At 72.7% G+C, this 24,567-nt stretch carries 16 protein-coding genes, 1 pseudogene and 1 riboswitch; of the genes and pseudogenes, 9 read left to right on the top strand and 8 right to left on the bottom strand.

What is annotated here, in order from left to right:
* Positions 1-208 precede the first annotated feature (208 nt).
* Entirely contained in the window at positions 209-997 is a 789-nt protein-coding gene (locus AB0M11_RS06195) for an SIS domain-containing protein (RefSeq protein ID WP_365701920.1), read from the bottom strand.
* A 210-nt stretch (positions 998-1,207) separates the two neighbouring features.
* Between AB0M11_RS06195 and AB0M11_RS06190 the strand changes: the two genes are divergently transcribed.
* Entirely contained in the window at positions 1,208-2,092 is an 885-nt protein-coding gene (locus AB0M11_RS06190) for a MurR/RpiR family transcriptional regulator (protein ID WP_365701918.1), read from the top strand.
* A gap of 2 nt (positions 2,093-2,094) precedes the next feature.
* On the opposite strand, the gene AB0M11_RS06185 is transcribed toward AB0M11_RS06190, so the two are convergent.
* Positions 2,095-2,265: a hypothetical protein gene (locus AB0M11_RS06185; protein ID WP_365701916.1), complete on the bottom strand. Its 171-nt coding sequence runs from the start codon at positions 2,263-2,265 to the stop codon at positions 2,095-2,097.
* A 16-nt stretch (positions 2,266-2,281) separates the two neighbouring features.
* Positions 2,282-3,625, bottom strand: a complete 1,344-nt coding sequence (locus tag AB0M11_RS06180; RefSeq protein WP_365701914.1) for a BadF/BadG/BcrA/BcrD ATPase family protein — start codon at positions 3,623-3,625, stop codon at positions 2,282-2,284.
* Positions 3,626-3,653: 28 nt separating this feature from the next.
* On the opposite strand from AB0M11_RS06180, the gene AB0M11_RS06175 reads away from it, so the two are divergent.
* Together AB0M11_RS06175 and AB0M11_RS06170 are read left to right on the top strand one after the other, a co-directional pair.
* Entirely contained in the window at positions 3,654-4,931 is a 1,278-nt protein-coding gene (locus AB0M11_RS06175) for a glycosyl hydrolase (protein WP_365701912.1), read from the top strand.
* 192 nt (positions 4,932-5,123) lie between these two features.
* Positions 5,124-5,786, top strand: coding sequence for a transglycosylase SLT domain-containing protein (locus AB0M11_RS06170; RefSeq protein WP_365701910.1), 663 nt, complete (start codon positions 5,124-5,126; stop codon positions 5,784-5,786).
* Between the two features lie 11 nt (positions 5,787-5,797).
* Here AB0M11_RS06170 and AB0M11_RS06165 read toward each other — a convergent pair whose 3' ends face one another.
* The 5 genes from AB0M11_RS06165 to AB0M11_RS06145 all read right to left on the bottom strand — a co-directional run bounded on the left by AB0M11_RS06165 (position 5,798) and on the right by AB0M11_RS06145 (position 17,581).
* A complete protein-coding gene (locus tag AB0M11_RS06165; protein ID WP_365701908.1) occupies positions 5,798-6,712 on the bottom strand; it encodes a hypothetical protein in 915 nt (304 codons plus the stop codon).
* A 4-nt stretch (positions 6,713-6,716) separates the two neighbouring features.
* A complete protein-coding gene (locus AB0M11_RS06160; RefSeq protein ID WP_365701906.1) occupies positions 6,717-7,802 on the bottom strand; it encodes an NlpC/P60 family protein in 1,086 nt (361 codons plus the stop codon).
* A gap of 367 nt (positions 7,803-8,169) precedes the next feature.
* A complete protein-coding gene (locus tag AB0M11_RS06155) occupies positions 8,170-12,348 on the bottom strand; it encodes a beta-galactosidase (RefSeq protein ID WP_365701905.1) in 4,179 nt (1,392 codons plus the stop codon).
* Positions 12,349-12,691: 343 nt separating this feature from the next.
* Positions 12,692-15,925, bottom strand: coding sequence for an alpha-L-rhamnosidase (locus AB0M11_RS06150; protein WP_365701904.1), 3,234 nt, complete (start codon positions 15,923-15,925; stop codon positions 12,692-12,694).
* An 831-nt stretch (positions 15,926-16,756) separates the two neighbouring features.
* Positions 16,757-17,581: a DUF427 domain-containing protein gene (locus AB0M11_RS06145; RefSeq protein ID WP_365701903.1), complete on the bottom strand. Its 825-nt coding sequence runs from the start codon at positions 17,579-17,581 to the stop codon at positions 16,757-16,759.
* A gap of 197 nt (positions 17,582-17,778) precedes the next feature.
* Positions 17,779-17,892: riboswitch (SAM riboswitch) on the top strand.
* Positions 17,893-17,958: 66 nt separating this feature from the next.
* Here AB0M11_RS06145 and AB0M11_RS06140 point away from each other — a divergent pair.
* The 6 genes and pseudogenes from AB0M11_RS06140 to AB0M11_RS06115 all read left to right on the top strand — a co-directional run.
* Positions 17,959-18,012, top strand: a pseudogene (locus AB0M11_RS06140) (putative leader peptide); the annotation flags it as partial.
* Positions 18,013-18,232: 220 nt separating this feature from the next.
* The gene (locus AB0M11_RS06135) at positions 18,233-19,852 is read left to right on the top strand and encodes an ABC transporter substrate-binding protein (protein WP_365701902.1); all 1,620 of its coding nucleotides are present in this window, start codon (positions 18,233-18,235) and stop codon (positions 19,850-19,852) included.
* Positions 19,853-19,855: 3 nt separating this feature from the next.
* On the top strand, positions 19,856-20,815 hold the full coding sequence (locus tag AB0M11_RS06130; RefSeq protein ID WP_365701900.1) for an ABC transporter permease: 960 nt from the start codon (positions 19,856-19,858) through the stop codon (positions 20,813-20,815).
* Complete coding sequence (locus tag AB0M11_RS06125) at positions 20,812-21,735, top strand: ABC transporter permease (RefSeq protein WP_365701899.1); 924 nt, start codon at positions 20,812-20,814, stop codon at positions 21,733-21,735. Before AB0M11_RS06130 ends, AB0M11_RS06125 begins: the two co-directional genes overlap by 4 nt.
* Positions 21,732-23,516 (top strand): ABC transporter ATP-binding protein, encoded by a 1,785-nt coding sequence (locus tag AB0M11_RS06120; RefSeq protein ID WP_365701898.1) that lies wholly within the window; start codon positions 21,732-21,734, stop codon positions 23,514-23,516. The genes AB0M11_RS06125 and AB0M11_RS06120 overlap by 4 nt, the downstream gene beginning before the upstream one ends.
* Entirely contained in the window at positions 23,513-24,553 is a 1,041-nt protein-coding gene (locus AB0M11_RS06115) for an LLM class flavin-dependent oxidoreductase (protein ID WP_365701897.1), read from the top strand. The genes AB0M11_RS06120 and AB0M11_RS06115 overlap by 4 nt, the downstream gene beginning before the upstream one ends.
* The last annotated feature ends 14 nt before the right edge of the window (positions 24,554-24,567 follow it).

Genomic DNA, 24,567 nt, shown 5'->3' with positions numbered 1-24,567 from the left:
CGGCAGGACCCAGCGCGGGACGGCAGAACCAGCGCGGGACGGCAGGACACGGCGCGAAGCGGCAGAACCCGGCGCGGGGCTCCGGGGCGCTGCCAGGGTTCCGTTCCTCGCCGCCCCCGGCGGGAGGGACGGCTGCTCCGGGTGGACCGCGCCGAGGAGCCGGGGCAGCCACCCGCGCGGCTCCGGCGGGCGGCCGGTCGACGTGCCGTCAGCTCGCGGTGCGCCGGAGGCGTCCGGCGTACCGCTTCTCCAGTTCCAGGTTGCCCTCGAAGCCGCCGGGCACGTTGGCCGAGACGTACACCGGGGGCCGCTCGCCGGAGGCGAGGAGGAGGCCGGCCGCCTCGGCCACCGCCATCTGCACGAGCATGACCCCGGTCAGCGTGGACAGCGCGCAGACCGCGCCGCCGCCCGGGAGTCCGAGAAGGGCGTCGCCGGGCGGGGCGGCGTTGTCGAGGACCACGTCGGCCAGGTCGGCGAGCTTCCTGCCGCTCGGGTGACCGGCCGGGACGGCCCTGGTGTGGGCGAGGGAGGTGAGGGCGAGGACGCGGTGTCCGCGTTCCCCGGCATGCAGCGCCATCTCCACGATCACGTTGTTCACCCCGGAGTTGGAGATGACGACGAAGAGGTCCTGGGGGTGCGGGGCGGCGAGGTCGTAGAGACGGGCGGCGATGCCGGGCCGGCGTTCCAGGAGCGGGTCGTCGAGGACGCTCGGGGGCTCGCCGCCGTGGAGGACGAGGTCGGCGATGCTGATCCGGTTGGTGGGCACCAGCCCGCCCGCGCGGCCGGCGACTTCGAGGACCACGGCCTGGGAGTGGCCGGTGCCGAAGGCCTGGACCACCCCGCCGGCGCGGACGCAGTCGGCGATCAGGCCCGCGGCCCGGGTCACGTCGGCGCGGGCGGCCTCGGTGAGGCGCCGGAGGGCGGCGAGGCCCTCCCGCGCGAAGCGTTCGGCGGTCACCGGCTCGGTCCCGAACTCGTCGGCGGACTCGACGGACACGTGCGCACTCCCCACTGCCGGGAACAACCGGAAGGGCCGGCCCGGCCGGGGTGAGCCCCCGGGACACGCGCCGACGTCTGATTGAATCAGCCCAGCCAGCCTTATTCCGATGAATCGATAAATCACGTACCGCGTGTACGGGGCCAGGGCGCCGCGCGGCGGTCCTGGTATTCATCGGACGCCGTATACGGTGGCTGATACCTTCCCTGCATGCCCTCGACCGACGTCACCACACTCATCCGGACCGAGCTGCCGCGCCTGGCCGGCTCCCTGCGGAAGGTCGGCGAGCTGATCCTGGAGGATCCGGCCGCCGTCACCCACTGTTCGGCCGCGGAGCTGGGCCGCCGCACCGGCACCTCGCAGGCGACCGTGACGCGTTTCTGCCGGGCCGTCGGCCTCGACTCCTACCAGCACCTGCTGATAGCGCTCGCGCAGGAGCGGGGCCGGGGCGAGGCCTCCGACTGGGGCACGGCCGAGATCGGTCCGGACATCTCCCCGGACGACAGCCTGGAGCGGGTCGTCAAGGTGGTCGGCACGGCGGATCTGCGGGCCGTCCAGCAAACCCTGGACCGGATCGACCTGGACGCGGTCGAGCGGGCCGCGCAGGCCATGGCCCGGGCCCGGAGGATCGACGTCTACGGTGTGGGCGGCAGCGGCGCGGTGGCCCAGGAGACCGAGACCCGGCTGTTCCGGATCGGGTGTTCGGTGCGGGGCTGGACCGAGGTGCACGCCGCGGCCACCTCGGCCGCCCTGCTCACCCCTGCCGACGTCGCGATCGGCATCTCCCACTCCGGGGCGACCCGCGAGACGACCGAGCCGTTCGAGACGGCCAGGGAGCGCGGCGCGACGACGATCGCCCTCACCGCCGACCCGCGGTCCCCGCTCGCCCGCGCCGCCGACATCCGGCTCATCTCCTCCACCTCCGAGACCAGCTTCCCCACCGGCATCATCGGCGCCCGCCACTCGGTCCTGGTCCTCATCGACTGCCTGTACGTGCGGGTCGCCCAGCTCTCCTACCAACGGGCCAGCGCCTCACTGGCGTTGACCGACCACATCGCGGGCCGGCACGCGGCGAAGTCCCGGCGGCCGCGCTGAGCTCACCGCCTTTTCGGGAAGAGGATCCGCCGAGACATGCGGCGGTTGGCGTGCCAGCCGTACCTGCGCCGGTTGAGCCGGCCGGCCTTCCCGCGCAGGGGCATGCGGGAGAGGAGGTCGGCGCCCCGGTCGTCCAAGGGCGGGGTGGGCGCGCGGTAGGCGGGTGCCGTCACGGGGATGCCTCGTGGGTCAGCGGCGGGCGGCGAGGAGCCGCGCGAGCGCCACGGCGCCCGAGCGGCCGTCCGGCACCGGGGTGATCGTGAGGCCGAGATGGGCGAGCCGTTCGGTCAGCGGTCTCAGCAGGGGGCCGTCCGGGGCGACCAGTCCGCCCGTGACGACCAGGACCTCCCCCGGGCGCGGACCCAGCGCGGCCACGGTCCCGGCGAGATGGGTGGCCGCCTCCTGGAGGATGGCCTCGGCGACCGCGTCCTGCTCCGCCGCCGCACGCGGCACCAGGGGCGCCAGATCGGCCAGCCGCACCGGCGGCCGGTTCATCACGGCGGGCAGCAGAGCGGCCCGGTAGGCGGCGCGCCGGGGCGACGCCCAGAGCCCACCGCGGGGACCGGACACCGGATCCGCGCCGCCGCCCGAGAACCCTCCAGACACACCATCGCCCAGGAACGGCCAAGAGCCCCTGCCGTTCCCCGGCGCCACATCCCCGTCGCCCGGAAACCCCCCGGACCCACCGTCGCCCCCGGGCGCCGGAGACCCGCCACGGCCCGGCAACCGCCCAGACCCGCCGTCGGCCGGGAGCGGCCGAGAGCCGCCCTCGCGTGCGGAGCCTGACACCCCACCCCCGGCCGGGAATCCGGGCACCCCACACTCGGCCGGAAGCGTCGAAGCCCCGCCGTCGGGCGAAGTCGTCCCCGGTTCGCTCCCGGTCGGGGGCAGTGCGGGTGCCGGGACTCCGAGTGCCTGCCCGACCGCCGCTGTCAGTGCTGTCGCCCTCCCCCTGCCGTCCGCTGCCCGCAGGGCCGCCCGTACCGCCTCGCGCCCGATCCAGAAGCCGCCGCCGTCGTCCCCCAGCAGCCAGCCGTCCCCGCCGCAGGTGGCGACCAGCGCGCGGCCCTCGATCCGGGCGGCGACGGCGCCGGTGCCGGCCACCAGGGCGAGTCCGTCGGCGGGCCGGCCGGGCGCACCGGCGAACGCCGCCTCGATGTCGCTGTAGACCTCGACCGCCGCGTCGCCGATGCCCAGCCGGGTCAGCGCGGCGGTGAGAGCGGCCCGTGCCCGTGCCCGGCCGGGCTCCGCGTCGGGGGACCGGGCGGCTCCTGCGAAACCGCCGACGACGGCGGCGACCCGCGCGCGCTCCGCCGTCGGCACGGCCGACGCGACCGCCTCGGCCAGGTGCCCCGCTAGTTCCGCCGATGGCACGGTCAGCGCGTTGCCCGGCCCGGCCACGCCCTCCCCGAGCGTGCGCCCGGCATCGGCGTCCGCGAGCACGGCACGGGTCCGGGTGCCGCCGGCGTCGATCCCGACGACCAGCCTCGCTCCCGGACCCGCTGCCGGATTCGGGTTCAAATCACTGTTCATTGCCGTCCATGGTGGTTGCTACATTCGCGTGAGACAAGGTCCGAGGAGTGTCCGAGGCCCCGAGGAGGACGCCATCAGCACGCCCCCGCCCGTCCCCGAACTCCGCTTCGGCGTCAACTACACCCCACGCCGCGGCTGGTTCCACGCATGGCACGACGTCGATCCGGACGCCACCCGCGAGGACCTGGCGCAGATCGCCGGGCTGGGCCTCGACCACGTCCGGGTCTTCCACCTGTGGCCGCTGCTGCAGCCCGACCGCACTCTGGTCCGCTCCGCCGCCGTGGCCCAGCTCACGCAATTGGTGGACATCGCCGCGGAGTTCGGCCTCGATGTCCTCGTGGACGGCATCCAGGGCCATCTGTCGAGCTTCGACTTCTACCCGGCGTGGACGCGCGGTCGGCACCATCGCAACGTCTTCACCGACCCCGACGCCGTCGCGGCCCAGGCCGCCCTGCTGCGCACCCTCGGCCGCGCCCTGACCGGCCGCCCGAACCTCCTCGGCCTCCAGCTCGGCAACGAGCTGAACAACCTGGTCGAGCACAACCCGGTGACGGTCGCCGAGGTGGACCACTACCTGGACACGCTGCTGGCCGCCGCGCGGGAGGGGCTGGGCGACGGCGTCGGCCTGGTCACCCACTCCGCGTACGACGCGGCCTGGTACGACGACGGCCACCCGTTCACACCGGAGACGTCGGCACGCAAGGGCGACCTGACCACCGTGCACCCGTGGGTGTTCTCCGGCGACTGCGCCCGCCGCTACGGCGCCCGCTCGCCCCAGGTGCGGCATCTCGCCGAGTACGGCACCGAGCTCGCCAAGGCCTACGCGGTGGACCCCGCCCGCCCGGTCTGGGTCCAGGAGACCGGCGCGCCCGAACCGCACGTCCCGGCCGCCGACGCCCCGGACTTCGCCCGCGCGACCCTGCGATACGCCGCGGACTGCACGCAGCTGTGGGGCGTCACCTGGTGGTGCTCCCACGACGTGGACCGGACGCTCGCCGACTTCCCCGAACTCGAGTACACGCTGGGCCTGTTCGACACGGCCGGCCGCCCCAAACCGATCGCGCACGCGCTGGCGGAGACCGTGGCGGAGCTGCGCGGCCGACGCCCGCCGGCCCCTCGGGAGACCGCGCTGGTCCTGGACTGCACGCCCGCCACCCGCGCGGTCTCCGGTCCGGGCGGCGCCTTCTTCGAGACCTGGACGCGGGCGCGTGCGGAGGGCGCCAGGCCGGCGATCGTCCTGGCGGAGCGGGCCACCGACGACCGCCATCTCGCGGCCCGGGGTGTCAAGGAGCTGATCCGGCCCTAGGGACCATTCCTTCACACCGGGATGCGCGAGCGGCCGGCCAGGTGCCCGCCGGCGGTGTGAGGATCCGCACTCCCCACGGCATTGCGTCCGGCGGCCCGACACGCAAGAGTGTTCCAACCGCCGTGCCCAACCGGCGAGTTCCTTCTGTCGACCGCCGTACGCGGTGGCCCGGGCGAAGAGGAAGAGAAGCGCGTGAGCCGCATATCGGTCCGGGGAATCGCGGTGGCGTCGGCCACCGCGGTCACCGCTGTGGGAAGTGTCGTCGGTGTCGCCTCGGGCAGCAGCGCGCAGAACAACGACGCGGACGCGACGGCGGCCGATGCCACCCTTCTCGCGGACCTGCCCGCGGGGCAGCAGGCTCAGGTGCAGACGGCGTCGCTGACGCGGCAGGCCGACGCGATGGCGGTGCAGGCGGACGCGAGCGCCCGGAAGGACGCCGAGCAGAGCGCGCGGGCGGCGGCGGCCAAGGCCGCGAAGGCCAAGCAGGCCGCCGCCAGGCAGCGCGCGGCGGCCAAGGCCGCGGCCGGTGACCCCACCGCCGGCTTCCCGGTGCAGAGCTCCTACACCGTGGCGCAGATCAAGGCCATCGCCGCGCAGATCGTGGGCAGCGGCCAGTTCCAGTGCTTCAGCAACATCGTGGATCACGAGTCCACCTGGAACTACCTCGCGGTCAACCCCTCCTCCGGCGCCTACGGACTCGTCCAGGCGCTGCCCGGCAACAAGATGGCCTCGGTCGCCTCCGACTGGCGGACCAATCCGGCCACGCAGATCAAGTGGGGCCTCAACTACATGAACACCGCCTACGGCAGCCCCTGCCAGGCCTGGGCGTTCTGGCAGGTGCACCACGCGTACTGAGCACCGGCGGCCTAGGGCTGTGCCTCGACGGAGCGGCCCGGCCGCCGGGTGAAGCGCCGCAGCCCCCGGCGGGTCGGGCTGAGGGGCGTGTCCTCGGGGGCGGCCGGTCCCTGGCCCGCGGTCAGCGCCGGTGCCGCGGCCGGGGCGGGTACGGTCCGGTTGCCCCGTTCGAGGCGCTTCCTGACGGCCTGGGCCATGGCCTGGTGGGCCGGTTCCAGCGAGATGCCCTCCGCCACCAGGTGGTCCCACATGTGCAGCAGTTCCTGCCCCCGGGTGGCCACCTGTCCGTCGTCCGTCAGCCGCTGCCAGGCCGCGGTGGCGCGGGCGACCTCGGGCGCCGCGCGGTTCAGGTCCGTGCGGCAGCGGATGCGTGCGACGGTCAGCGCCAGGACGGTGGAGTGCATGTAGTCGCCGCGCTGGAACGCGAGGTACGCCTCGATCGCCCGTGCCTCCAGGGAGAGTTCGTCCTCCGCGCCCCTGCGCAGCGTGAGGTGCTCGCGCAACGCGCTGGCGAGGACGGACGCGGCGTGCAGCTCTCCGCGCTGCGCGTGCTGGATGATGCGTTCGACACGGGCGAGCGGAGGGAACGCCTCCTCCTCCGCGGCGGTGCGCTCGCGCCCGGGCGGCAGGTCCTCCTCCTCGCCGATGGTCCGGCTGGAGCCGTCGGGGTGGACCCGCAGGCGCGCCACCTGGAGCACGCTGCGGTCGATGACGGTGGCCGCCACCGGGGCGCCCAGGGTGCGGGCGAACATGGCGATCGCGTCGAGGATCGCCTCGTTGGGCGGCCGCGTGCCGCCCATCTCCAGGAGGTGGCCGTTGACCACCGTCGACCCGTCCTCGGCCACATAGGCGTCGAGCCGGACCAGCGGCGGTGCGCTCAGCGCGGGCAGGTTCCCCCCGTCGCGGGGGGTGAGTGAGGAGGTCATCCGTTCAGACTCCGGGTCGGACGACACCGAGGATGGGCATGGAGGCGGCCGGGGCGATCGTGACGGTGCGTCCGGGCCGCGGAGCGTGGACGATCCGCCCGCCTCCTATGTACATGCCCACGTGGGTGGCGTCGTAGTAGATGATCAGGTCGCCGGGCTGTACGGAGGCGAGAGCCACCCGGGTCAGTCCCTGCCACTGCGCCTGCGAGGTGCGGGGTATGGGGTGCCCGGCCGCCGCCCAGGCGGTGGAGGTGAGGCCCGAGCAGTCGTACGACGAGGGGCCCACGGCGCCCCACACATACGGCTTGCCGATCTGCGCCAGCGCGAAGTCGACGGCCTTCGCGGCCGCTCCGCTCGCCTGGGGCGTGCCGCCGTCCGAGCCGGTGCCGGTCGAGGTGCCGCCGCCGGAGCTGAGACCCGCCCACTTCGACGTGGCCGCTTGCGCCTCCTTCTTCTCCAACTGGGCCAGTTTGCGGGTCTGTTCCTTTTTGAGGCCGGCCTCGATCCGCTCGGCCTCGGCGATCCTCTTCTCGATCTTCCGCTTCGCGTCCGCCTGGTCCGCGCGGGCCTTCTTCAGCTCCCGCAGCCTCACGGCGGCGGCGTCCGTCTGCCGGCTCAGCTCGGCGCGGGCGCGCTGCCGGCTCTCGGACACGGTGACCAGACTGCGCAGCGCCTGGCGGGCCTGGGCCGCGTCGTCCAGGGCGTGTTCGGGGTGGTCTCCGAGCAGCAACTGGATGCCGGTGGAGTCGAGGTTGCCCCCGCGGTACTGCGTGCGGGCGGCGGCGCCCGCGAGGTCGTGCAGGTCGGCCAGCCTGTCCTCGGTGCGTGCCAGGTCCTGGTGGAGCGAGGCCAGCCGCTTCGCCTGCGCGGCTGCCTTCACGTCGGCGGCGTCGTACGCCTCGGTCGCCACCTCCGCCTGGCGGTAGAGGCCGGTCAGTTCGTGGTGGATGTCCTCGATCGACTGGTCGTCGCGCGGATCGGGTGTGCCCGGGGTCGCGTAACTCGGGCCGGGTAACAGGGTGATCGCGCAGACGAAGACTGCTGTGGCGGCTCGGCTCCGCAGTCGTCTGCCGCGAGTCGACACGTTCATCGGCCCCATCTTCAGAGAACTGTTCGCGTCTCGAACACATTACCCCGCCTGGTGCGGGCCGCCCCTGGACCCCCGGGCGTGTCAACCTCCCCGCACGCCTCTCGCTCACCGCCACAGCGACGGGTGAAAGGTACCGATACATCACCGATTGCCCGGATTACCACCGGGCCGGCCGAGGCCACACCTTCGCGGTGTGTGACCGTCCGGCCGACCGCCCACCTCTCAAACGGACGGCCGGGCCAGGAGAGCGGGCACCAGGAAGTGCCCTCGATCCGGAGCGGGTTGCCCTGGAAGCCGGCACGCACGACGACGCCGGGCACGGTCGGCGCGACCGTGCCCGGCGGGTCGTCCGGCTGACCGCAACGTCCTAACCACACGTCAGGGTCGGTGCCCCCCAGTCGCCGTGGTCGTTGCCGTTGCCGTCCCCGGCGTCACCGACCCTGAGGTCGAGCACCTGGGCACCGCTGACGTCGACGTCGATCGGGACCGCGGCCTGTCTGCCGCGGACCGTCGGCGTCGTCACCAGGGTCCTGCCGTCGGCGATCACGGAGAACGTCACCGTACCCGCCCCGCCGGTCTCGTCGTCGACACCGACGTGGGCCGTCAGCCGGGAGCAGGTCCCGGCGAGGTAGAGCTGGACGTCGCTGACCGAGTTGGTGCCCAGGCCCTTGGCGTAGCCGACGCCGGCGATGGTGATCGCGCGGCCGTCACCGGCGGCCTGTTCGCCGACGCTGGTGTCGCGCTCCACGGGGCCCCACCCGTTGGTGGACGACAGGAAGGGCAGGTCGCTCACCGCGCTCTGGCCGGCCGGCGGGGTCGGCGGGATCCCGCCGACGATGCGCTCGTCGGCTCCGGTGGTCCGCCGCCCGCTCTGCACGTAGTCCACCGTGGCGGTCAGCGCCGAGGCGGACGGCAGCGTCCCGGCCGGCGGCTGGACCTTCCAGGTGAAGGTGGCGGAGTCCCCCGGTCGGACACGCGCGACCGAGGCGGGGTCGGTGGCGGTCACCGTCCAGCCGTCGGGCGCGGAGAGCACAGCCGTCAGGCCGGAGGCGGACGGCCGGTCCTTCGGCACCGCCACCGTCGCCTCGGCCGTGAAGGCGTGGCCGGGCTGCGCGGTGTCCGGCACGTCCAGGGTGACGTCCGCTCCGGGGCGCTGGGGCATGGCGTACTTCGCCGCGTCGTAGCGGGGGCTGTCGTTCTGGGCGACCCGCAGGGACGAGGCGTAGCTGCCGTAGTCGGTCAGCGCGACCTTGCCCAGGCCGCCGGTGCTGCCGTCCAGGTTCCACACGGCGATGGCGATGCTGTTGTGGCCGTTGGTGTCGAGGATGCCGTTGGGCACGGGGAACGTGTGCTGGGGGCCGAGGTAGTTGACGTAGTTGCCGACCTGCCAGCCGTTCACGAAGATCGTGGCCCGGTACTTGCGGGACGGGTCGTCGGTGAACGTCAGCCCGAGCGAGGTGTCCTGCCCGTGCGGGAGGTCCAGCTCGGCGTCCGTGCGGTACCAGGAGACGCCGGGACGGGTGTCGGTGGCCGGCAGGGACACCTGGTCCCACTTCTTGTCCGGGTAGCCCGGCAGCGACCAGCCGGCCCGCTCGCCGTACAGACCGCCCGTCGAGAGCGGGCCGCGCACCGTGTCCTGGAGGTCCTCGCCGCCGCGTACTCCCTGCACCCGCCAGGTGACGGAGGTCAGCGGCGCCCCGACCAGGGAGGCACTGGTCAGACCACGGGCGGTCTTGTTCCCGTTGGTCGAGTTGTAGTCCTCCTCGTGCCCCATGTCGACGGTGAGCACGGCGATGACGTTGTCGCCCGACGACCGCACCGAGCCGGACGGGAAGGCGAAGTCGGCGCTCCCCGTGGTGGAGCTGCCCAGGAAGGTGCCGTTGAGCCAGGCGGAGAACGCCTGGGCGCCGCCGCCGGAGTCCGAGACCAGGTGGACGCCGGTCTCCTTGCCGCCGGCGCGGAAGCGGCCGCGGTACCAGGTGTTGCCGGTGTGGAAGCCGTAGTCGTCCGCGTAGAGCACCGGCAGCGCGTCGCCGCCGGAGACGCTGTTGGTGGTCGTCCTGTCGGCCACCTGCCAACTGGTGTCGTCGAAGCCAGGGGCCGACTCGGGGGATTCCTCGGCGTGCTTCCAGTTCGTGAGTGCCGGCAGATTGATCGCGGCGGCCACCGGGATCGTGCCCGTGGCGCTGGTGTCGGTGGACCGGGTGCGCACCGTCCGGCCGTTCCAGGTGACGCGGTCGGCGGAGCTGAACACCTCGATGTTCTTGTCGTCGGCGTTGTCGCCGGTGAGGGCGACGGTGCGGCCGCCGTCCAGGCTGGTCGCCGTCCGCAGCAGGTGGGTGCCGCGCACGAGCACCGGGCCGGTCGCCGTGTCCTGGCGCCAGAAGGTCTTCGCCGTGTCCTTGTCGCCGAGGAGCAGCAGGAGCGGACGCTTTCCGGCGGCGCTGACGCTGACGCGGACCAGGCCCTTGTGCGTGTAGTTCAGCCGCAGGTCCCCGGTGGCCGCGTCCCAGGTGGTGGTGACCGGGCCGCCGGTGGCGGTCACGGTGGGCTGCGCGGCGTAGCGCAGGACGGTCTCGCCGTCGCTGCCCGGGTCGCCGTAGAGCACGGCGACGTCCCGGTCCCCGATCGTCGCGCTGGTCATGAGCTCCGACGTGGAGTACTGCAACCGCGCGTCGCCGAGCCGGTAGTTCGCCACGATCACGTGCGAGTCGCGGCCGTCGAGGGTGATCGCGGTGCCGGGCTGCTGGGGCACGACCGGATAGGTCGGCTGTGCGGCGGCGGTGCCTGTCGGCACGTCGATGGCGTCGACGGCCACGTAGTTGTCCGTCGACCCCGAGCTGTGCGTCCCGTCCACGACGATCTTCAGGGTGTGCGCACCCGGTGCCAGACCGGTCTTCTGGAAGAGCACCGCCTGGTTCTCGCCGCCGGAGTCGTCGACCGTGGCCTGCTTGGTGCCGTCGAGGTAGACGTCGGCGTAGCCGTGGTTGTTCGTCTTCGAGCCGATCCAGCGGATCGCGGTGCCGTCGAACGGGACGGTCAGCGAGTCACCGGCCTTGTTCGAGAACGACTCCGTGTGCTTGTAGTCGCCGCCGGTGTAGCTGGTGTCGGCCACGTGCGACCACGAACCGGTGTACTGGAGCGCGGAGTCGGGGTCGTCCCAGGTGTAGGTGGTGTCCGCGGCCGGCTGGGCGTCGAAGTCGAGGGAGATGTGCGTCTTGTCGACCGCGGTGGAGGTGGAGTTGCCGTGCCGCAGGACGTGGAACTGCGTCCCGGTGTCGGGGTTCATCCGGGCGGTGTCGACGACCGCGGAGTCGTCGGGCGGGGTGGCCCTGATCGCCTCGGTCTTGGTCAGCGGGGCGACCGACTGGGTGAAGTACCCGATCAGCTTGTCCTCGGCGTACTTCGCATCGAGCTGGCGGGTCTCGCGGATCGCGGCGCCGTAGTCGTACGACGTGTAGTTCTGCGGCATGCCCAGCCAGCCCCAGTTGGTGCCGCCGTAGGTCATGTAGAAGCTCTGCGCGGTGGTGCCGACGGCGATGTTCTGCTTGTAGAAGACGTCGGCGAACTGGTCGTTGATCAGCTGGGCGCACTTGTCGTAGCCCGGCCCGCCCCAGGGGTCGAAGGCGCCGCCCTGGAACTCCGGCGAGTACAGGGGCTTTCCGGCGGGGTGGTCGTAGCTGATGTCGGGGACGCCGTTCCACTTCGCGGGGTTGGAGCAGTCGAAGCCCTGCGGGTAGGAGTCCGGGCCGTCGACGTCCAGCGCGCCCGTACCGGAGTTGAAGGTGCCGTTGTTGTTGCCGGTCAGCGGGACCGTGATGCCGTCGGCGCGGGCCTTGTCCTCCAGGTGCTGCATGTAGGAGCGGCCGGCGGCCGAGCCGTTGTAGTACTCGTTCTCGACCTGGTAGGCGATGACGGAGCCGGTGCCGTTGGTCAGTTGGTGGCGGGCGATGATCCGGTCGATCTGGGTCAGCCACTCGTCCGCGTACTTGAGGAACCGCGGGTCGTCGCTGCGGTTGTCGCCGGCCTTGGTGGTCAGCCAGCCGGGCAGACCGCCGCTGTCGACCTCGGCGTTGATGTACGGCGCCGGGCGGGCGATGACGTAGAGCCCGGCCTCCTGGGCCATGTCGAGGAGCTTGTCGACGTCACGCACCCCGGTGAAGTCGTACACCCCCGGCTTCGGCGAGTGGTAACCCCAGTCGAAGTACAGCGAGGTGGAGTTGAAGCCGGCGGCCTTCATCTTCTGGAAGATGTCCCGCCACAGGTCAGGGCTCGGCAGCCGGAAGTAGTGGAACTCGCCGGACCACAGGTAGGTGCGCTTGCCGTCGACGAGGAAGGAGTAGCCGTCCAGGCTCACCGTGTGCGGCTGCGGGGCGGCGGTGGCCGCGGCGGTCTGGGGTGGTCCGCCGACGTCCCGGGCCGCCGCGGCGGCGGGTGTCATCATGCCCGCGGCGAGGGCGACGGTCGCGGCCGCCGCGAGGGCGGGTCGCCACCACCGCCGCCTACCGGGTCTCGCAGGCTCTGAACCGATCCGATCACTCCGCACCACGGCCTCCAGACCGACTGAGTAATCAACACCAAACAGACTCGGGCAAAGTCGAACAGTAAAGGTGCGCAAGCCTCAACACAATGGGTCGGGACAACACGGCCGTGGCGCCTGGGACAACGCGTGATTCCGGCGGGCCGCGCTGCCGCGGTCGTGCGGTCCGCACCGCGGCGGCAGGCGGCGAAGGGGACGTGCGAGGGCGGTCAACAGGGGCCTGCGCAGCAGGAATTGCCGGTGCAGCGCGGCCGTGTGACGACAGGAGGGGGCGCGCTGGGGCGAGACGGGGCCGTCGCGAGGCGGACGTGCGCGGGTGCTGTCCGCCTCGCGAGGCCGGGGGCGGGTGTCAGGAGGCGAAGTGGTGGGTGCCGGAGGGGACCCGGTAGACCGCGCAGCCGTCCTCCTGGCGCAGGAACGTCCCGTGGGTGTGGGTCACCGTCTTCGGGTCGTCGGTGGGGATCCAGACCTCGGCGGTGGTGTTGGGCGGCACCGCGCAGGTCAGGGTGAAGCGCCCGGACCGCTGCCGCCACCGGGTGGCGACGGGGCCGTGGACAGAGGTGAAGCGGGCGTGGGCGGTGGTGACGGCGCCGCCGGGGCGGGGGCGGATGACGATCTCGCGGTAGCCCGGCCGGCCCGCCGCGATGCCGGCGATGTTGGCGTACATCCACTCTCCCACCGAGCCGTACGCGTAGTGGTTGAACGAGTTCATGCCGGGGTCCTGGAAGCTGCCGTCGGGCCGGATGGAGTCCCAGCGTTCCCACATGGTGGTGGAGCCGCGGTCGATCTGGTAGCCCCAGCTGGGGAAGGTGCGCTGCTGGAGCAGCCGGTAGGCGACGTCGGTGTGGCCGGTGTCGGTCAGGACGGGCAGCAGCCGGGGCGTGCCGAGGAAGCCGGTGGACAGGTGCCAGTCCCTGGCCTCGATGAGGGCGACGAGGCGGTCGGCCGCTGCCCGGCGCGAGGCGTCGGGCAGCAGGTCCATGGACAGGGCCAGGACGTACGCCGTCTGCGTGTCGCCCTGCACCCTGCCGTCGGAGGTGACGTAGGCGCTCTGGAAGGCCGACCGGATCCGCTCGAAGAGGTCGCGGTACGTCGTGGCGTCCGCCTCCTCGCCGAGTTCCGCCGCCATCCGGGCCGCGAGGTCGGCGCTGTGCGCGAAGTACGCGGTGGCGATGACGTCCTTGGGGGTGTCGTCGTCGATGTTCAGCCAGTCGCCGTAGCCCTCGGCAGGGCGCAGCAGGCGGTCGCTGTGTTGTTCCAGGTAGGCCAGCCAGTCCCGGACGGAGGGCAGGGCGTCCGCGATGACCTGGCGGTCGCCGTAGGCCTGGTACAGGGCCCAGGGCACGGTGACTCCGGCGTCGCCCCAGCCTGCGGTGCCGTCGCCGAGGGTGCCGACCACCGGCGCGACGTCCGTGAACGACCCCTCCGAGGTGCGCGAGTCCCGCAGGTCGACGAGCCACTTGGACAGGAACCTGGCCGACTCCATGGTGTAGGCGGCGGTGGGCGAGAAGACGTTGATGTCCCCCGTCCAGCCCAGCCGTTCGTCGCGCGCGGGCGTGTCGGTGGGCACGGAGAGGAAGTTGCCGCGCTGCCCCCAGGTGATGTTGTGGTGCAGCTGGTCGAGCATCGGCACGTCGGTCTCGAAGTCCAGGGTGAAGGGGGCGTCCGTGTGCATCACCCGCCCGGTGACGGCCTGCGCCGTGGGAGTGCCGGGGAAGCCGGTCACCTCGACGTACCGGAAGCCGTGGAAGGTGAAGCGCGGCTCGTAGGTCTCCTCCCCGCCGCCCCTGAGGGTGTAGGTGTCCGTCGCCGCCGCGCTGCGCAGGTTCGCGGTGTAGAGCGTGCCGTCGGGGTTGAGCACCTCGGCGTGCCGGAGCCGGACGGTCGTGCCCGCGGCGCCCGACACCCGCAGCCGCACCGAGCCGACCATGTTCTGGCCCAGGTCGAACACGTGGACCCCCGGTTTCGGCTGGGTCACCTCCCGCGGTGTCAGCTCGCGCTCCACCCGGACCGGCCCGTCCGCCTGTGCGACGATCAGCCCGGGGCCGGCCTCGCCCTCCTCGCGGACCGCGAGCCAGTCGCCGTCGTCGAAGCCGGGCGAGGTCCAGCCCGGGGTCTCCTTGCGGGCGTCGTACGTCTCGCCGTTCAGCAGGTCGGCGGCGACGATCGGCCCGGCGGCGGCCCGCCAGTCGGGGGACGAGGTGACGCGCTCCCTCGTGCCGTCCGCGTACTCCACCTCCAACTGCGCGCGAAGCAGCGGGTGCCGGCCGTACTGACCAGGCCCGAACATGCCCACGTTGCCCGCGTACCAGCCGGGTGCCAGCAGGGCCCCGAGGGCGTTGGCGCCGGGCCGCAGGAGCGTGGTGACGTCGTACGTCTGGTACTGGACACGGGTGCGGTAGTCCGTCCAGCCGGGCGCGAGCCGGTCGTCGCCGACGCGGCTGCCGTTGAGGTGGGCCTCGTACAGGCCGAGCGCGGTGGCGTAGAGGCGGGCACGGGCCACCTTCCTGCGCGGGAGCCGGAACTCGTGGCGCAGTTGGGTGACGGCGTACGACACCGGGACGACCCTCCCCCACGGCCCGCCGCCCCACGCGGCCGCCACCCTGGCGGCGGGCCAGTCGCCGTCGTCGAAGCCCGACTCCCGCCAGCCGTCGGCCGGTTCGGTGTCCGTGGCCTTCCAGGTGGCGTCGGTGAACACCCGCTGCTCGCCCGAGGCGGTACGCACCACGAGGACGGCGACCAGTCCCGCGGGGCCCACGCTCGCGTTGGTGGCCGAGACGGCGATGACGTTGTCGCCCGCGCGCACCCGGTCCAGTACGTCGATCACGGCCGGGCGGCGCCAGTCCTCGTTGTCGGTGTCCAGGTCGGTGTGCGCGACCTCCGCGCCGTTCACGGAGACGGCGTACACGTTGTCGGCGGTGATGGCGAGCGTCGCCGCGGTGATCCCGGCGGGCAGCTCGGCGGTGCGGCGGAACCAGCGGGTGGCCGCCGGCACGCTGCTCGTCGGGTCGCCCTCGGGGAACCAGATCCATGAACCGCCCTCGAAGGACGGCGCGTCGGTGAGGCTCGCCGGTGCGGAGATCCACTCGGCGGTCCACTGACCCGTGTCCATGAGCCCGGTCTCCCACCAGGCGGGCGCGCTCCAGCCGGAGACCCGGCCGTCCCCGTCCCACACCCGCACGGACCAGTGGTAGCGCGTCCGGGACTGCAGCGCGGGACCCGCGTACGGCACGAGGACGGAGTCGCCGGAGACGACCTTCCCGCTGTCCCAGACGTCCGGGCGCGCCAGCCCCGACGGGGTGGTGGCGACGCGGACCTGATAGGCGCTCTGCCGCGCGCCCACCCGGTCGGAGAGCAACGGCCAGCTGAGGCGGGGGCGTCGGGCGTCGAGGCCGAGGGGGTTGGGGACGTACTCCACGGTCGGCGCGGCCACGCTCAGCCCGGCAAGCGTCGCGTCCGGCCGTGTCCGTGCCTGGGTCCGGGGCGGTCCGGCGGCCGAGGCCGTCGCTGCCGTCGCGCCGTCGACGGCGGCCGCCGCGACCGTGGCGGCGGCGCCCGCGAGCATGTTCCTCCTGCTGATCATCTGCTCTCCTCACTCCGGGGTGGCACGACTCAGTGCTTGAATCGATTCAATCTAGAGGGGCGTGGGTACCGTAGAGCCGGGCGAGGCGGGGGTCAATCGCTGTGGCGGCGATTCAGGGACACGGCTGGTTCGGGTCAGTGCGCGAAGGAGCCCTGCGCGGAGCGCGGGCCGTACAGGATTGAACGGTTTCAATCGAGCGGTTCCCGGCGCGCCGATCCAGTGTCGGCGCCGGGCGTGCGGCCGAGCTGCGGTGCGCGCGGGCGGTGCGGGCCGTGCCGCCCGGTCTCGAGACCCGTGGGGGCGGCCGATGCAATGCCGAACCCTTACACGTCTCCAGCCGGTTGACCTCCCTGGACCACATCTCGGCCGGGCGGGCCAGGGAGTCCCGGGACGGCGTCGAGGTGGCCCGCACCCTGTGGAACTCGCGGGAGGACGACGCGGTCATCCGGTCGGTGGCCACGAGCCGTCACCTCGACCGCGGACGCGTGCACTCCACCGACCTCACCGGCGAGACCGCACCGAGTACACCGGCACCACCCTGCGCGACCACCTCGGCCTGCGCGCCCGCCTCACCCACCGCTCCGTCCCCGAGCGACGCCGGGCGGGCTGAGCACGTCGTCGGCGGGGCAACGGCCACGCCGGACGTAGCGGTCGGCGGGGGCCGCGACGGTGCCCCTGCGACGAGTTCTGCCCCGCTCCCCCTGGACGGCTTCGGCGCGCACCGGCCGGGGGCCGGGAACGGCTCAGCCGCCGGGGCGGACCGTGCGCGGGGTCATGGAAGGTGAGGTGAGCAGAGGCCCACCCCGCCGGTCGATGAGTTCCCCACAGGTCTCACGTTCCCGCGACGCGCGGCCGCCACGCGAGCGTGCCGCTGAAACGGGTGACCGGGCGCGGCAGCCGTTCGCCGTCGAGAGTGATGTCGACGGCCTCGTTGTAGAAGGCGAGCAGCCCCCGGACGGCGCCGACCGCGGGCAGCGGGTCCGGGTAGCTCCAGACGACGTTGGGCGGGACGGCGGCCGCTGCGCGCCACGACCAGTACTCGGCGGTGCCCTTGTACGGGCAGGCCGTGTGGTGGTCGGTGGCTTGGAGCAGGTCGAGGCGGACGTCCTCGCGTGGGATGTAGTAGCGGGTGGGCAGGCCGGTCTCGAAGAGCAGGACCGGCCGGCGGGTGTCGGCGGCGACCGTGCCGTCGATCTCGACCACGACGTGACGGCTGCTGGGGATGGCGTCCACCCGCTTGTGCGGGTCACGGGGGTGGACGAAGATCTCTTCCTCCTCCTCGTACCAGTGGTCCAGGCCCCGCCCGACGCGCCGGAACCACTCGAAGGCGATGTGGCCGGCCAGGTCGGCGGCCGGGAAGGTCCAGGCGGCGTTCTCCAGCAGCTCGCCGTCGACCTCGACGTCGTAGAAGATCCGCGAGCCGGTGTGCGTGCCGGTCGGCGGGTTCGCCGCGGGACGCAGGAGCTCCTGGCGGACCTCGGCGTGCGGGAACGCGTACAGCGGTACGGGAACGCCGGGTTCCCAGACCAGGACGGGGTGACGGCTGTCGACGACCGTGACGTCGCCCTTGCGGCCGCGCACCCAGCGCTCGCTCGGCTCCCACAACAGGCCCTCGGGGGTGGTCCGCACGGACGGTGCGGTCGGGAACGTGGTCATGGGCGGCTCTCCTTCGGCTGGTTCACACGGTGGCGTCGGCGTCTCCACCGGCACGCTCCCACACCGAGACTGGTTCGAGGCCCGAGCCGTCCCGGGCGCAGCCTGCCGTTCGTCCGGCCTGACGACGCCGTCCTCCCGAGGAGGGCGTCGACTCGCGGCATTGACGTACGACAAAACCGATCCGTAGCATCACCAACGGCATTGAGTGTCAGCGTCAAGCCCTGGCTCGCTGACCGGCAACCCTCCCGCGCGGTGGGGTGCTCCAGGTGAAAGCCCGGCGGGGTCACCGACGACTCCCGCAAGCGCGTGGCCCCGTGACCGGGGCCGGAGACGGGGAGGTTCGGTATGCGACACAGCGATGACCCCGTTGCCTCCCCCGCCGGCGCCACATCGATCTGAAGCGCTCGACCAGCTGCCTCTGTCGGGCCTGACCGGCCCGGCTGCCGCCGGCTGACATCCGTCACCGGCCCCGGCCCCTGCGCGCCGTCCTTCCCTCTCGCCACCGGTCACCGGTGTCGTCCGCATGCCAACTCCCTGTCTGCACAGCGCATCCCCGGCTGGAGTGGATCCGCCCGGGCCGCACACGCCGTCATGCCTGCGCACGTCCGTGCGCGGTCGTGCCCCGGTGACACGAGTAGGAGAAAGACCTCCGTGACTGCACTTCCGGATTTCGGACCTTCCCGATGGGCGCCCCTGGCCGCGCTCCTGATCACCAGCGTCCTGCTGACCGCGTGCGGTTCGGGCGGCGACGGCTCCGGCGGCGGAAGCGGCCAGGCGAAGTCCGGCGGCACCCTGACCTTCGCGGTGGGATCCGACGCCGGCTGCGTGGACCCGCAGCAGGTCGGCAGCAACGACACCATCTACTCGGTGCGCCAGACCGTGGACTCCCTCACCGACCAGGACCCGAAGACCGGCAAGATCGTGCCGTGGCTCGCCAAGAGCTGGGACATCAGCGCCGACGCCACGACGTTCACGTTCCACCTGCGGTCGGGCGTCACCTTCAGCGACGGCTCGAAGCTGACCGCGCAGGTGGTCAAGGACAACTTCGACGCGGTGCCGAACCTCGGCGCCCTGGGCACTCTCGCCGAGGGCTATCTCAGCGGCGTCAAGAGCACCACGGTGGTCGACCCGCTCACCGTGAAGGTGTCCTTCAAGCAGCCCAACGCCCAGTTCCTCCAGGCGACTTCGACCCACTCGCTGGGGATCGAGTCCTCGGCGAGCGTCAAGAAGAGCCCGCAGCGCAAGTGCAGCGACGGGGTGGTCGGATCCGGGCCGTTCGTGCTGAGGCAGTACGTGCAGAACCAGTCGATCACCCTGGGCAAGCGCACCGGGTACGACTGGGGTTCCTCGCTGTGGTCGAAGAAGGGCGAGGCCTACCTGGACAAGCTGGTGTTCAAGGTCGTGCCCGAGGCAGGGGTGCGGGCCGGCAGTCTCCAGTCCGGGCAGGTGGACGCGATCAGCAGCGTCGGCAGGGCCAACGAGGCAGCGCTGAAGGGCGGCCAGGTGACCCTCCAGAGCCGGGCCAACCCCGGTGTGGTGTTCGGTCTCGGGCTGAACAACTCCCGGCCGCTGCTGAAGGACGCGAAGGTCCGTCAGGCGATCTCGGCCGCCATCGACCGCAAGCAGATCGCCGACACGGTCTTCCCGACCGGCACCCGGCCGGCGACCAGCGTCCTGGCGCACACCACGCCCGACTACACCGATCTCTCCGCGGACCTCGCGCTCGACACGGCCAAGGCGAAGTCGCTGCTGGATGCGGCCGGCTGGAAAGCGGGCAGCGACGGTATCCGCGCCAAGGACGGCAAGAAGCTCACCCTGACCGTCAGCTGGTTCCCCAACGCGGCCACCAACCAGCCCGCGCTGGAACTCGTCCAGCAGCAGCTCAAGGCTGTCGGTATCGACGTGGTGCTCAAGCAGCTCCCGGTCACCCAGTTCGCCACCACGCTCCAGTCGGGTGACTTCGACGTGGTGTGGGGGAACGTGACCCGCGCCGACCCGGACATCCTGCGCAGCTCCTTCTCCTCCCAGCTGGGCAACTTCTACCACTTGCCCGCCAGTTCGCTGGACACGGCACTGTCCGCGCAGGCAGCGACCACGGACACCGCGAAGCGCGAGGAACTGGTGTCGGAGGCGCAGAAACTGATCGTCCAGAACGCGTACGACGTGCCGGTGGTGGAGCTCCAGACCCAGCTCGGCGTCTCGAAGAAGGTGCACGACCTGGAATTCGACTCCGGCAGCCGCGTACAGCTGCACGACACCTGGATCGGCTAGCGGATGCGCCGCTATGTGATCAAACGGCTGGCGCAGGCGGTCGGGGTGCTGTGGGCGGCCTACACGGTGTCGTTCCTGGTCCTGGACTTCCTGCCGGGTGACCCGGTCTCGGCGATGGCCGGGGCCGGGATGGACACGGGGCAGGTCGACCCGGCCCAACTCGCCAGGCTGCGGCACGAGTACGGCTTCGACAAGCCGGTGCTGGTGCAGTACGCCGAGTACCTGGGCCGGGCGGTGCGCGGCGACTTCGGCGACGCGGTCTCCACCGGCCGCCCGGTGACCTCCACCCTGGCCGACGCGCTGCCGCAGACACTCCAGCTGACCGGTGCCGCACTGCTGCTGGCGGTGGTCCTCGGCGGCGGCCTCGCGGTGGTGGCGACGTACACCTCGCGGCGGTGGCTGCGGCAACTGCTGCTGTCGCTGCCCCCGCTGGGGGTGTCGGTCCCGACGTTCTGGGTGGGGCTGCTGCTCGTCGAGGCGTTCTCCTTCAAGCTCCACTGGTTCCCGGCCTTCGGCAACGACGGGCTGAAGGGGCTGGTGCTGCCGGCGCTCACGCTGGCGGTCCCGACCGGCGCGCAGGTCGCCCAGGTGCTGGCGAAGAGCCTGCTGACCGCACTGGACCAGGCCTATGCGGAGACCGCGCGGGCCAAGGGCGCGGGCCGGTGGCGGGTACATCTGCGGCACGCGCTGCGCAACGCGTCACTGCCGGCGCTGACGGTCGTGGGCCTGCTGGTCGGGCAGCTGATCGCCGGTTCGGTGGTGGTCGAGACGGTGTTCTCCCGTGACGGTCTGGGCCGGGTGACCGCGGGGGCGGTCACCGCCCAGGACATCCCGCTGGTCCAGGGGGTGGTGGTGTTCGGCGCGCTGATCTTCGTGACGACGAACCTGCTCGTGGACCTCGTCTATCCGCTGCTGGACCCGCGGATCGTGGTGGCCTCCGACAGAAGGGCGAGCTTCGCATGAGTCAGAGCCTTGTCGACGACCGGGCCGAGGCCGCCCTCGGCCTCGCCCGGCCGGTCGGGGACGGAACCCCCGCGGAACCCGGCCGCCCTGCCGGGATCCGCCGGGTGCTCCGCTTCCTGCTGCGCCGCCCGGGCCTGCTGCTGTCCGTCGTCGTCCTCGTGCTGGTGGTGCTGGCCGCATTCTGGCCGGACCTGTTCACCTCGCAGGACCCGCTGAAGGGGGTGCCGTCCCAGAACTTCCGTGGTCCGAGCGGCAGTCACTGGTTCGGCACGGACGAGCTCGGCCGCGACGTCTTCTCCCGGGTGGTCCACGGCGCCCAGCTCTCCCTCAAGGCCACGCTGATCGCGGTCCTGGTCGCGTTCGTGGTCGGCGGTCTGCTGGGCGTGGTCGCCGGGTTCGTCGGCCGCTGGGTGGACGACGTGCTGATGCGCTTCGTGGACGTCCTCCTCTCCATCCCCGCGCTGTTCCTGTCGCTGGCCCTGGTCACCGCGCTCGGCTACGGGACGGTGAAGGTGGCCGTCGCGGTCGGCATCGCCAGCGTCGCGTCCTTCGCGCGGGTGGCGCGGGCGGAGGTGCTCCGGGTGCGGCAGGCGGTGTTCGTGGAGGCGTCCCGGTCCTGCGGCGCCCGCTGGTACTCGGTGCTCGGCCGGCACGTCCTGCCCAACGCCGCAGGACCGGTGATCGTGCTGGCCACCCTGGACTTCGGCTCCTCGATCCTGGCCGTGTCGGCACTGAGCTTCCTCGGCTACGGCGCACCGCCGCCCGCCCCTGAGTGGGGGACGTTGATCTCCGACGGCCGCAACTACCTGGCCAACGCATGGTGGCTGACCGCGCTGCCCGGACTGGCGATCGCCGCGACCGTACTGGCCGCCAACCGCGTCGCACGGGCGCTGGACGGCGAATGGGCACGGCAGCGATGACCCACGACGCACGCGAGAACGACGACGCACGCGAACGCGGCGGACCACGCGAGAGCGGCGGACCGCGCGAGAGCGACGACGCGCCCGAGAACACCGACGTACACGAGAACGGTGAGGACGTGAGCACACCCCTCCTGGAGATCCGCGGCCTGTCCGTGTCGTACCGCACCCGGGGCGGCACGGTGCGGGCCGTGCGCGGCGTGGACCTGGACGTATGGCCAGGGCAGGTGACCGCGGTGGTCGGCGAGTCCGGCTCCGGCAAGAGCACCACCGCACACGCCGTCACCCGGCTGCTGGCGGCGAACGGCACCATCGACGCGGGCACGGTCCGCTTCGGCCGGCGCGACCTGGCCACCCTCTCCGAGGCGGAGCTGCGTACCGTGCGCGGCGCGCGGATCGGGCTGGTCCCGCAGGATCCGACGGTCTCGCTCAACCCGGTGCAGCGGATCGGCGACCAGGTCGCGGAGGTGCTGCGCATCCACGGTCTGGCGACCCGGCGCGGGGCCGCGGCCGAGGCGGTCGCCGTCCTCGACCGGGCCGGGCTGCCCGACGCGGCCGTCCGGGCCCGGCAGTACCCGCACGAGCTGTCCGGCGGCATGCGGCAACGGGCCCTGATCGCGGTCGCGATCGCGGCGAAGCCCGAGCTGATCATCGCGGACGAGCCCACCAGCGCGCTGGACGTCACCGTGCAACGGGTGATCCTCGATCATCTCCAGCAGCTCACCGAGGAGTCGGGCACCGGGATCCTGCTGGTCACCCATGACCTCGGGGTGGCCGCCGACCGGGCCCAGCGCCTGGTGGTCATGGAGCAGGGCAAGGTCGTCGAGGCGGGCGAGACCCGGGCCGTCCTCGCCGACCCGCAGCACGAGTACACCCGGCGGCTGCTGGCCGCCGCCCCGAGCCTGACCACGGCCCGCCCCCGTACCCCGGTCTCCACCACCCCGCCCGGCACGACGCCTCCCCTGGTCGAGGCACGCAACCTGGTCAAGGAGTTCAGGCTGCCGCGGGCCGGCGGCGAGGCCCGGACCCTGCGCGCGGTCGACGACGTCAGCCTCACCCTGCGGCGCGGGCAGACCCTCGCCCTGGTCGGGGAGTCGGGCTCGGGCAAGTCCACCACCGCCCGGCTGCTGCTGCGCCTGGCCGAGGCGACCTCCGGACAGGTGCTGTTCGACGGCACCGACGTCACCACCGCCAAGGGCTCCGAGGTCAGGGAGCTGCGCCGGCGTGCCCAGCTGATCTACCAGAACCCGTACGCCTCGCTCGACCCGCGCTTCTCCATCGGCGAGGTGATCACCGAGCCGTTGCGGGCGTTCAAGGCCGGCGACCGCGCCACCCGGCTCGACCGCGCCCGCGAACTGCTCGACCGGGTCGCGCTGCCCGCCGCGACGCTGGAGCGCCGCCCGGCCGAGCTGTCGGGCGGCCAGCGCCAGCGGGTGGCCATCGCGCGTGCCCTCGCCCTCTCCCCCGACCTCGTGGTGTGCGACGAACCCGTCTCCGCGCTCGACGTGTCCGTCCAGGCCCAAGTCCTGGACCTGCTGGCCGAGTTGCAGGCGAACACCGGCGTGGCCTACCTGTTCATCTCCCACGACCTGGCCGTCGTCCGGCAGATCGCGCACCAGGTCGCCGTCATGCGGGCCGGAAGGGTCGTCGAGACGGGCCCGCCCGAGGAACTGTTCTCCGAGCCCCGCCACGCGTACACCCGCGAGCTGCTGGCCGCGATCCCCGGCGGCCCCGCCCCCTCCCCCGCCACGGCGACCACCACCGGCCAAGGACCAGCATGAGCACTCCCACCCTCACCTCTCTCGCCTTCCTGACGCCCGGCAACTTCGCCGACGACGACCCCTACCCCGGCCTGGAGGAGACCCTCCAGCTGTTCGAGTACGGCGAGCGGCTGGGCTACGACGGCGCCTGGATCCGGCAGCGCCACCTCGAACACGGCGTCGGTTCGGCGGCCGTGTTCCTCGCCGCGGCCGGCCAGCGGACCGAGCGGATCGAGCTCGGTACGGCCGTCATCCCGATCGGCTACGAGAGCCCGTTCAGGCTCGCCGAGGACCTGGCGCTGGCCGACGTCCTGTCCCGGGGCCGGCTCCAGATCGGTTTCAGCACCGGCATGCCGCACGCCGACCTGCTCGGGGACCTGGTGTACGACGGCGAGTGGCGCAACTTCGACCTGTCGTACGGCAGGATCGCCCGGGTCGTGGAGAACCTGCGCGGCGACTACCTCGGCGGCCCGGACACCGTCATCCACTCACCGGGCAACGTCCAGCGCCCCCGGCTGCAACCGCACAACCCTGGCCTTGCACGCCGTATCTGGTACGGCGGCGGAAGCCTGCGCTCGGTCCGCTGGGCCGCCGGGCAGGGCCTGGGTCTGCTGTCCGGGAACATCGTCACCGGCGAGGGCACCGACGACTTCACCACGGCCCAGCTGAACCTGCTGTCGGAGTACCGGCGCGCGCTGCGAGGGGACCGAACGCCGCGCGTGGCCGTGGGCCGGGTGATCGTCCCCCTCGACAGCGCCGACCCGGCCACCCGTGCCCGCTACCTCGCCTACGCGGCGAGCCGCCACGAGCGCACCCTGGCCCCGCAGGGCCCCAAGCGCACCCTGTTCGCCCCGGACGTCGTCGGGACCGCCGAACAGATCCTGGAGCAGCTGACCGCCGACCCGGTGCTCGCGGAAATCCACGAACTGCGCCTGGAGTTGCCGTACGAGTTCCACCGGGAGGAGTACGAGCAGATCCTGCACGACATACGGCACCTCGTCGCACCCGAGCTGGGCTGGCGGCCCGTCGCACCGGCGGTCCAGGGGGCGGCCCGTTGAACACCGCGGTCACG

Source organism: Streptomyces sp. NPDC051987 (genome assembly GCF_040680735.1).
In the GTDB taxonomy this organism is placed as follows: domain Bacteria; phylum Actinomycetota; class Actinomycetes; order Streptomycetales; family Streptomycetaceae; genus Streptomyces.
The sequence above is the reverse complement of the archived record's forward strand: the minus strand, read 5'-3'. Positions and strand labels throughout refer to the sequence as shown.

Excerpts from the sequence above, each read along its gene's own strand:
- AB0M11_RS06190 (WP_365701918.1), top strand. The coding sequence starts at position 1,208 with ATGCCCTCGACCGACGTCACCACACTCATCCGGACCGAGCTGCCGCGC.
- AB0M11_RS06165 (WP_365701908.1), bottom strand. The coding sequence starts at position 6,712 with ATGACCTCCTCACTCACCCCCCGCGACGGGGGGAACCTGCCCGCGCTG.
- AB0M11_RS06180 (WP_365701914.1), bottom strand. The coding sequence starts at position 3,625 with ATGAACAGTGATTTGAACCCGAATCCGGCAGCGGGTCCGGGAGCGAGG.
- AB0M11_RS06130 (WP_365701900.1), top strand. The coding sequence starts at position 19,856 with ATGCGCCGCTATGTGATCAAACGGCTGGCGCAGGCGGTCGGGGTGCTG.
- AB0M11_RS06150 (WP_365701904.1), bottom strand. The coding sequence starts at position 15,925 with ATGATCAGCAGGAGGAACATGCTCGCGGGCGCCGCCGCCACGGTCGCG.
- AB0M11_RS06145 (WP_365701903.1), bottom strand. The coding sequence starts at position 17,581 with ATGACCACGTTCCCGACCGCACCGTCCGTGCGGACCACCCCCGAGGGC.
- AB0M11_RS06160 (WP_365701906.1), bottom strand. The coding sequence starts at position 7,802 with ATGAACGTGTCGACTCGCGGCAGACGACTGCGGAGCCGAGCCGCCACA.
- AB0M11_RS06120 (WP_365701898.1), top strand. The coding sequence starts at position 21,732 with ATGACCCACGACGCACGCGAGAACGACGACGCACGCGAACGCGGCGGA.
- AB0M11_RS06115 (WP_365701897.1), top strand. The coding sequence starts at position 23,513 with ATGAGCACTCCCACCCTCACCTCTCTCGCCTTCCTGACGCCCGGCAAC.
- AB0M11_RS06125 (WP_365701899.1), top strand. The coding sequence starts at position 20,812 with ATGAGTCAGAGCCTTGTCGACGACCGGGCCGAGGCCGCCCTCGGCCTC.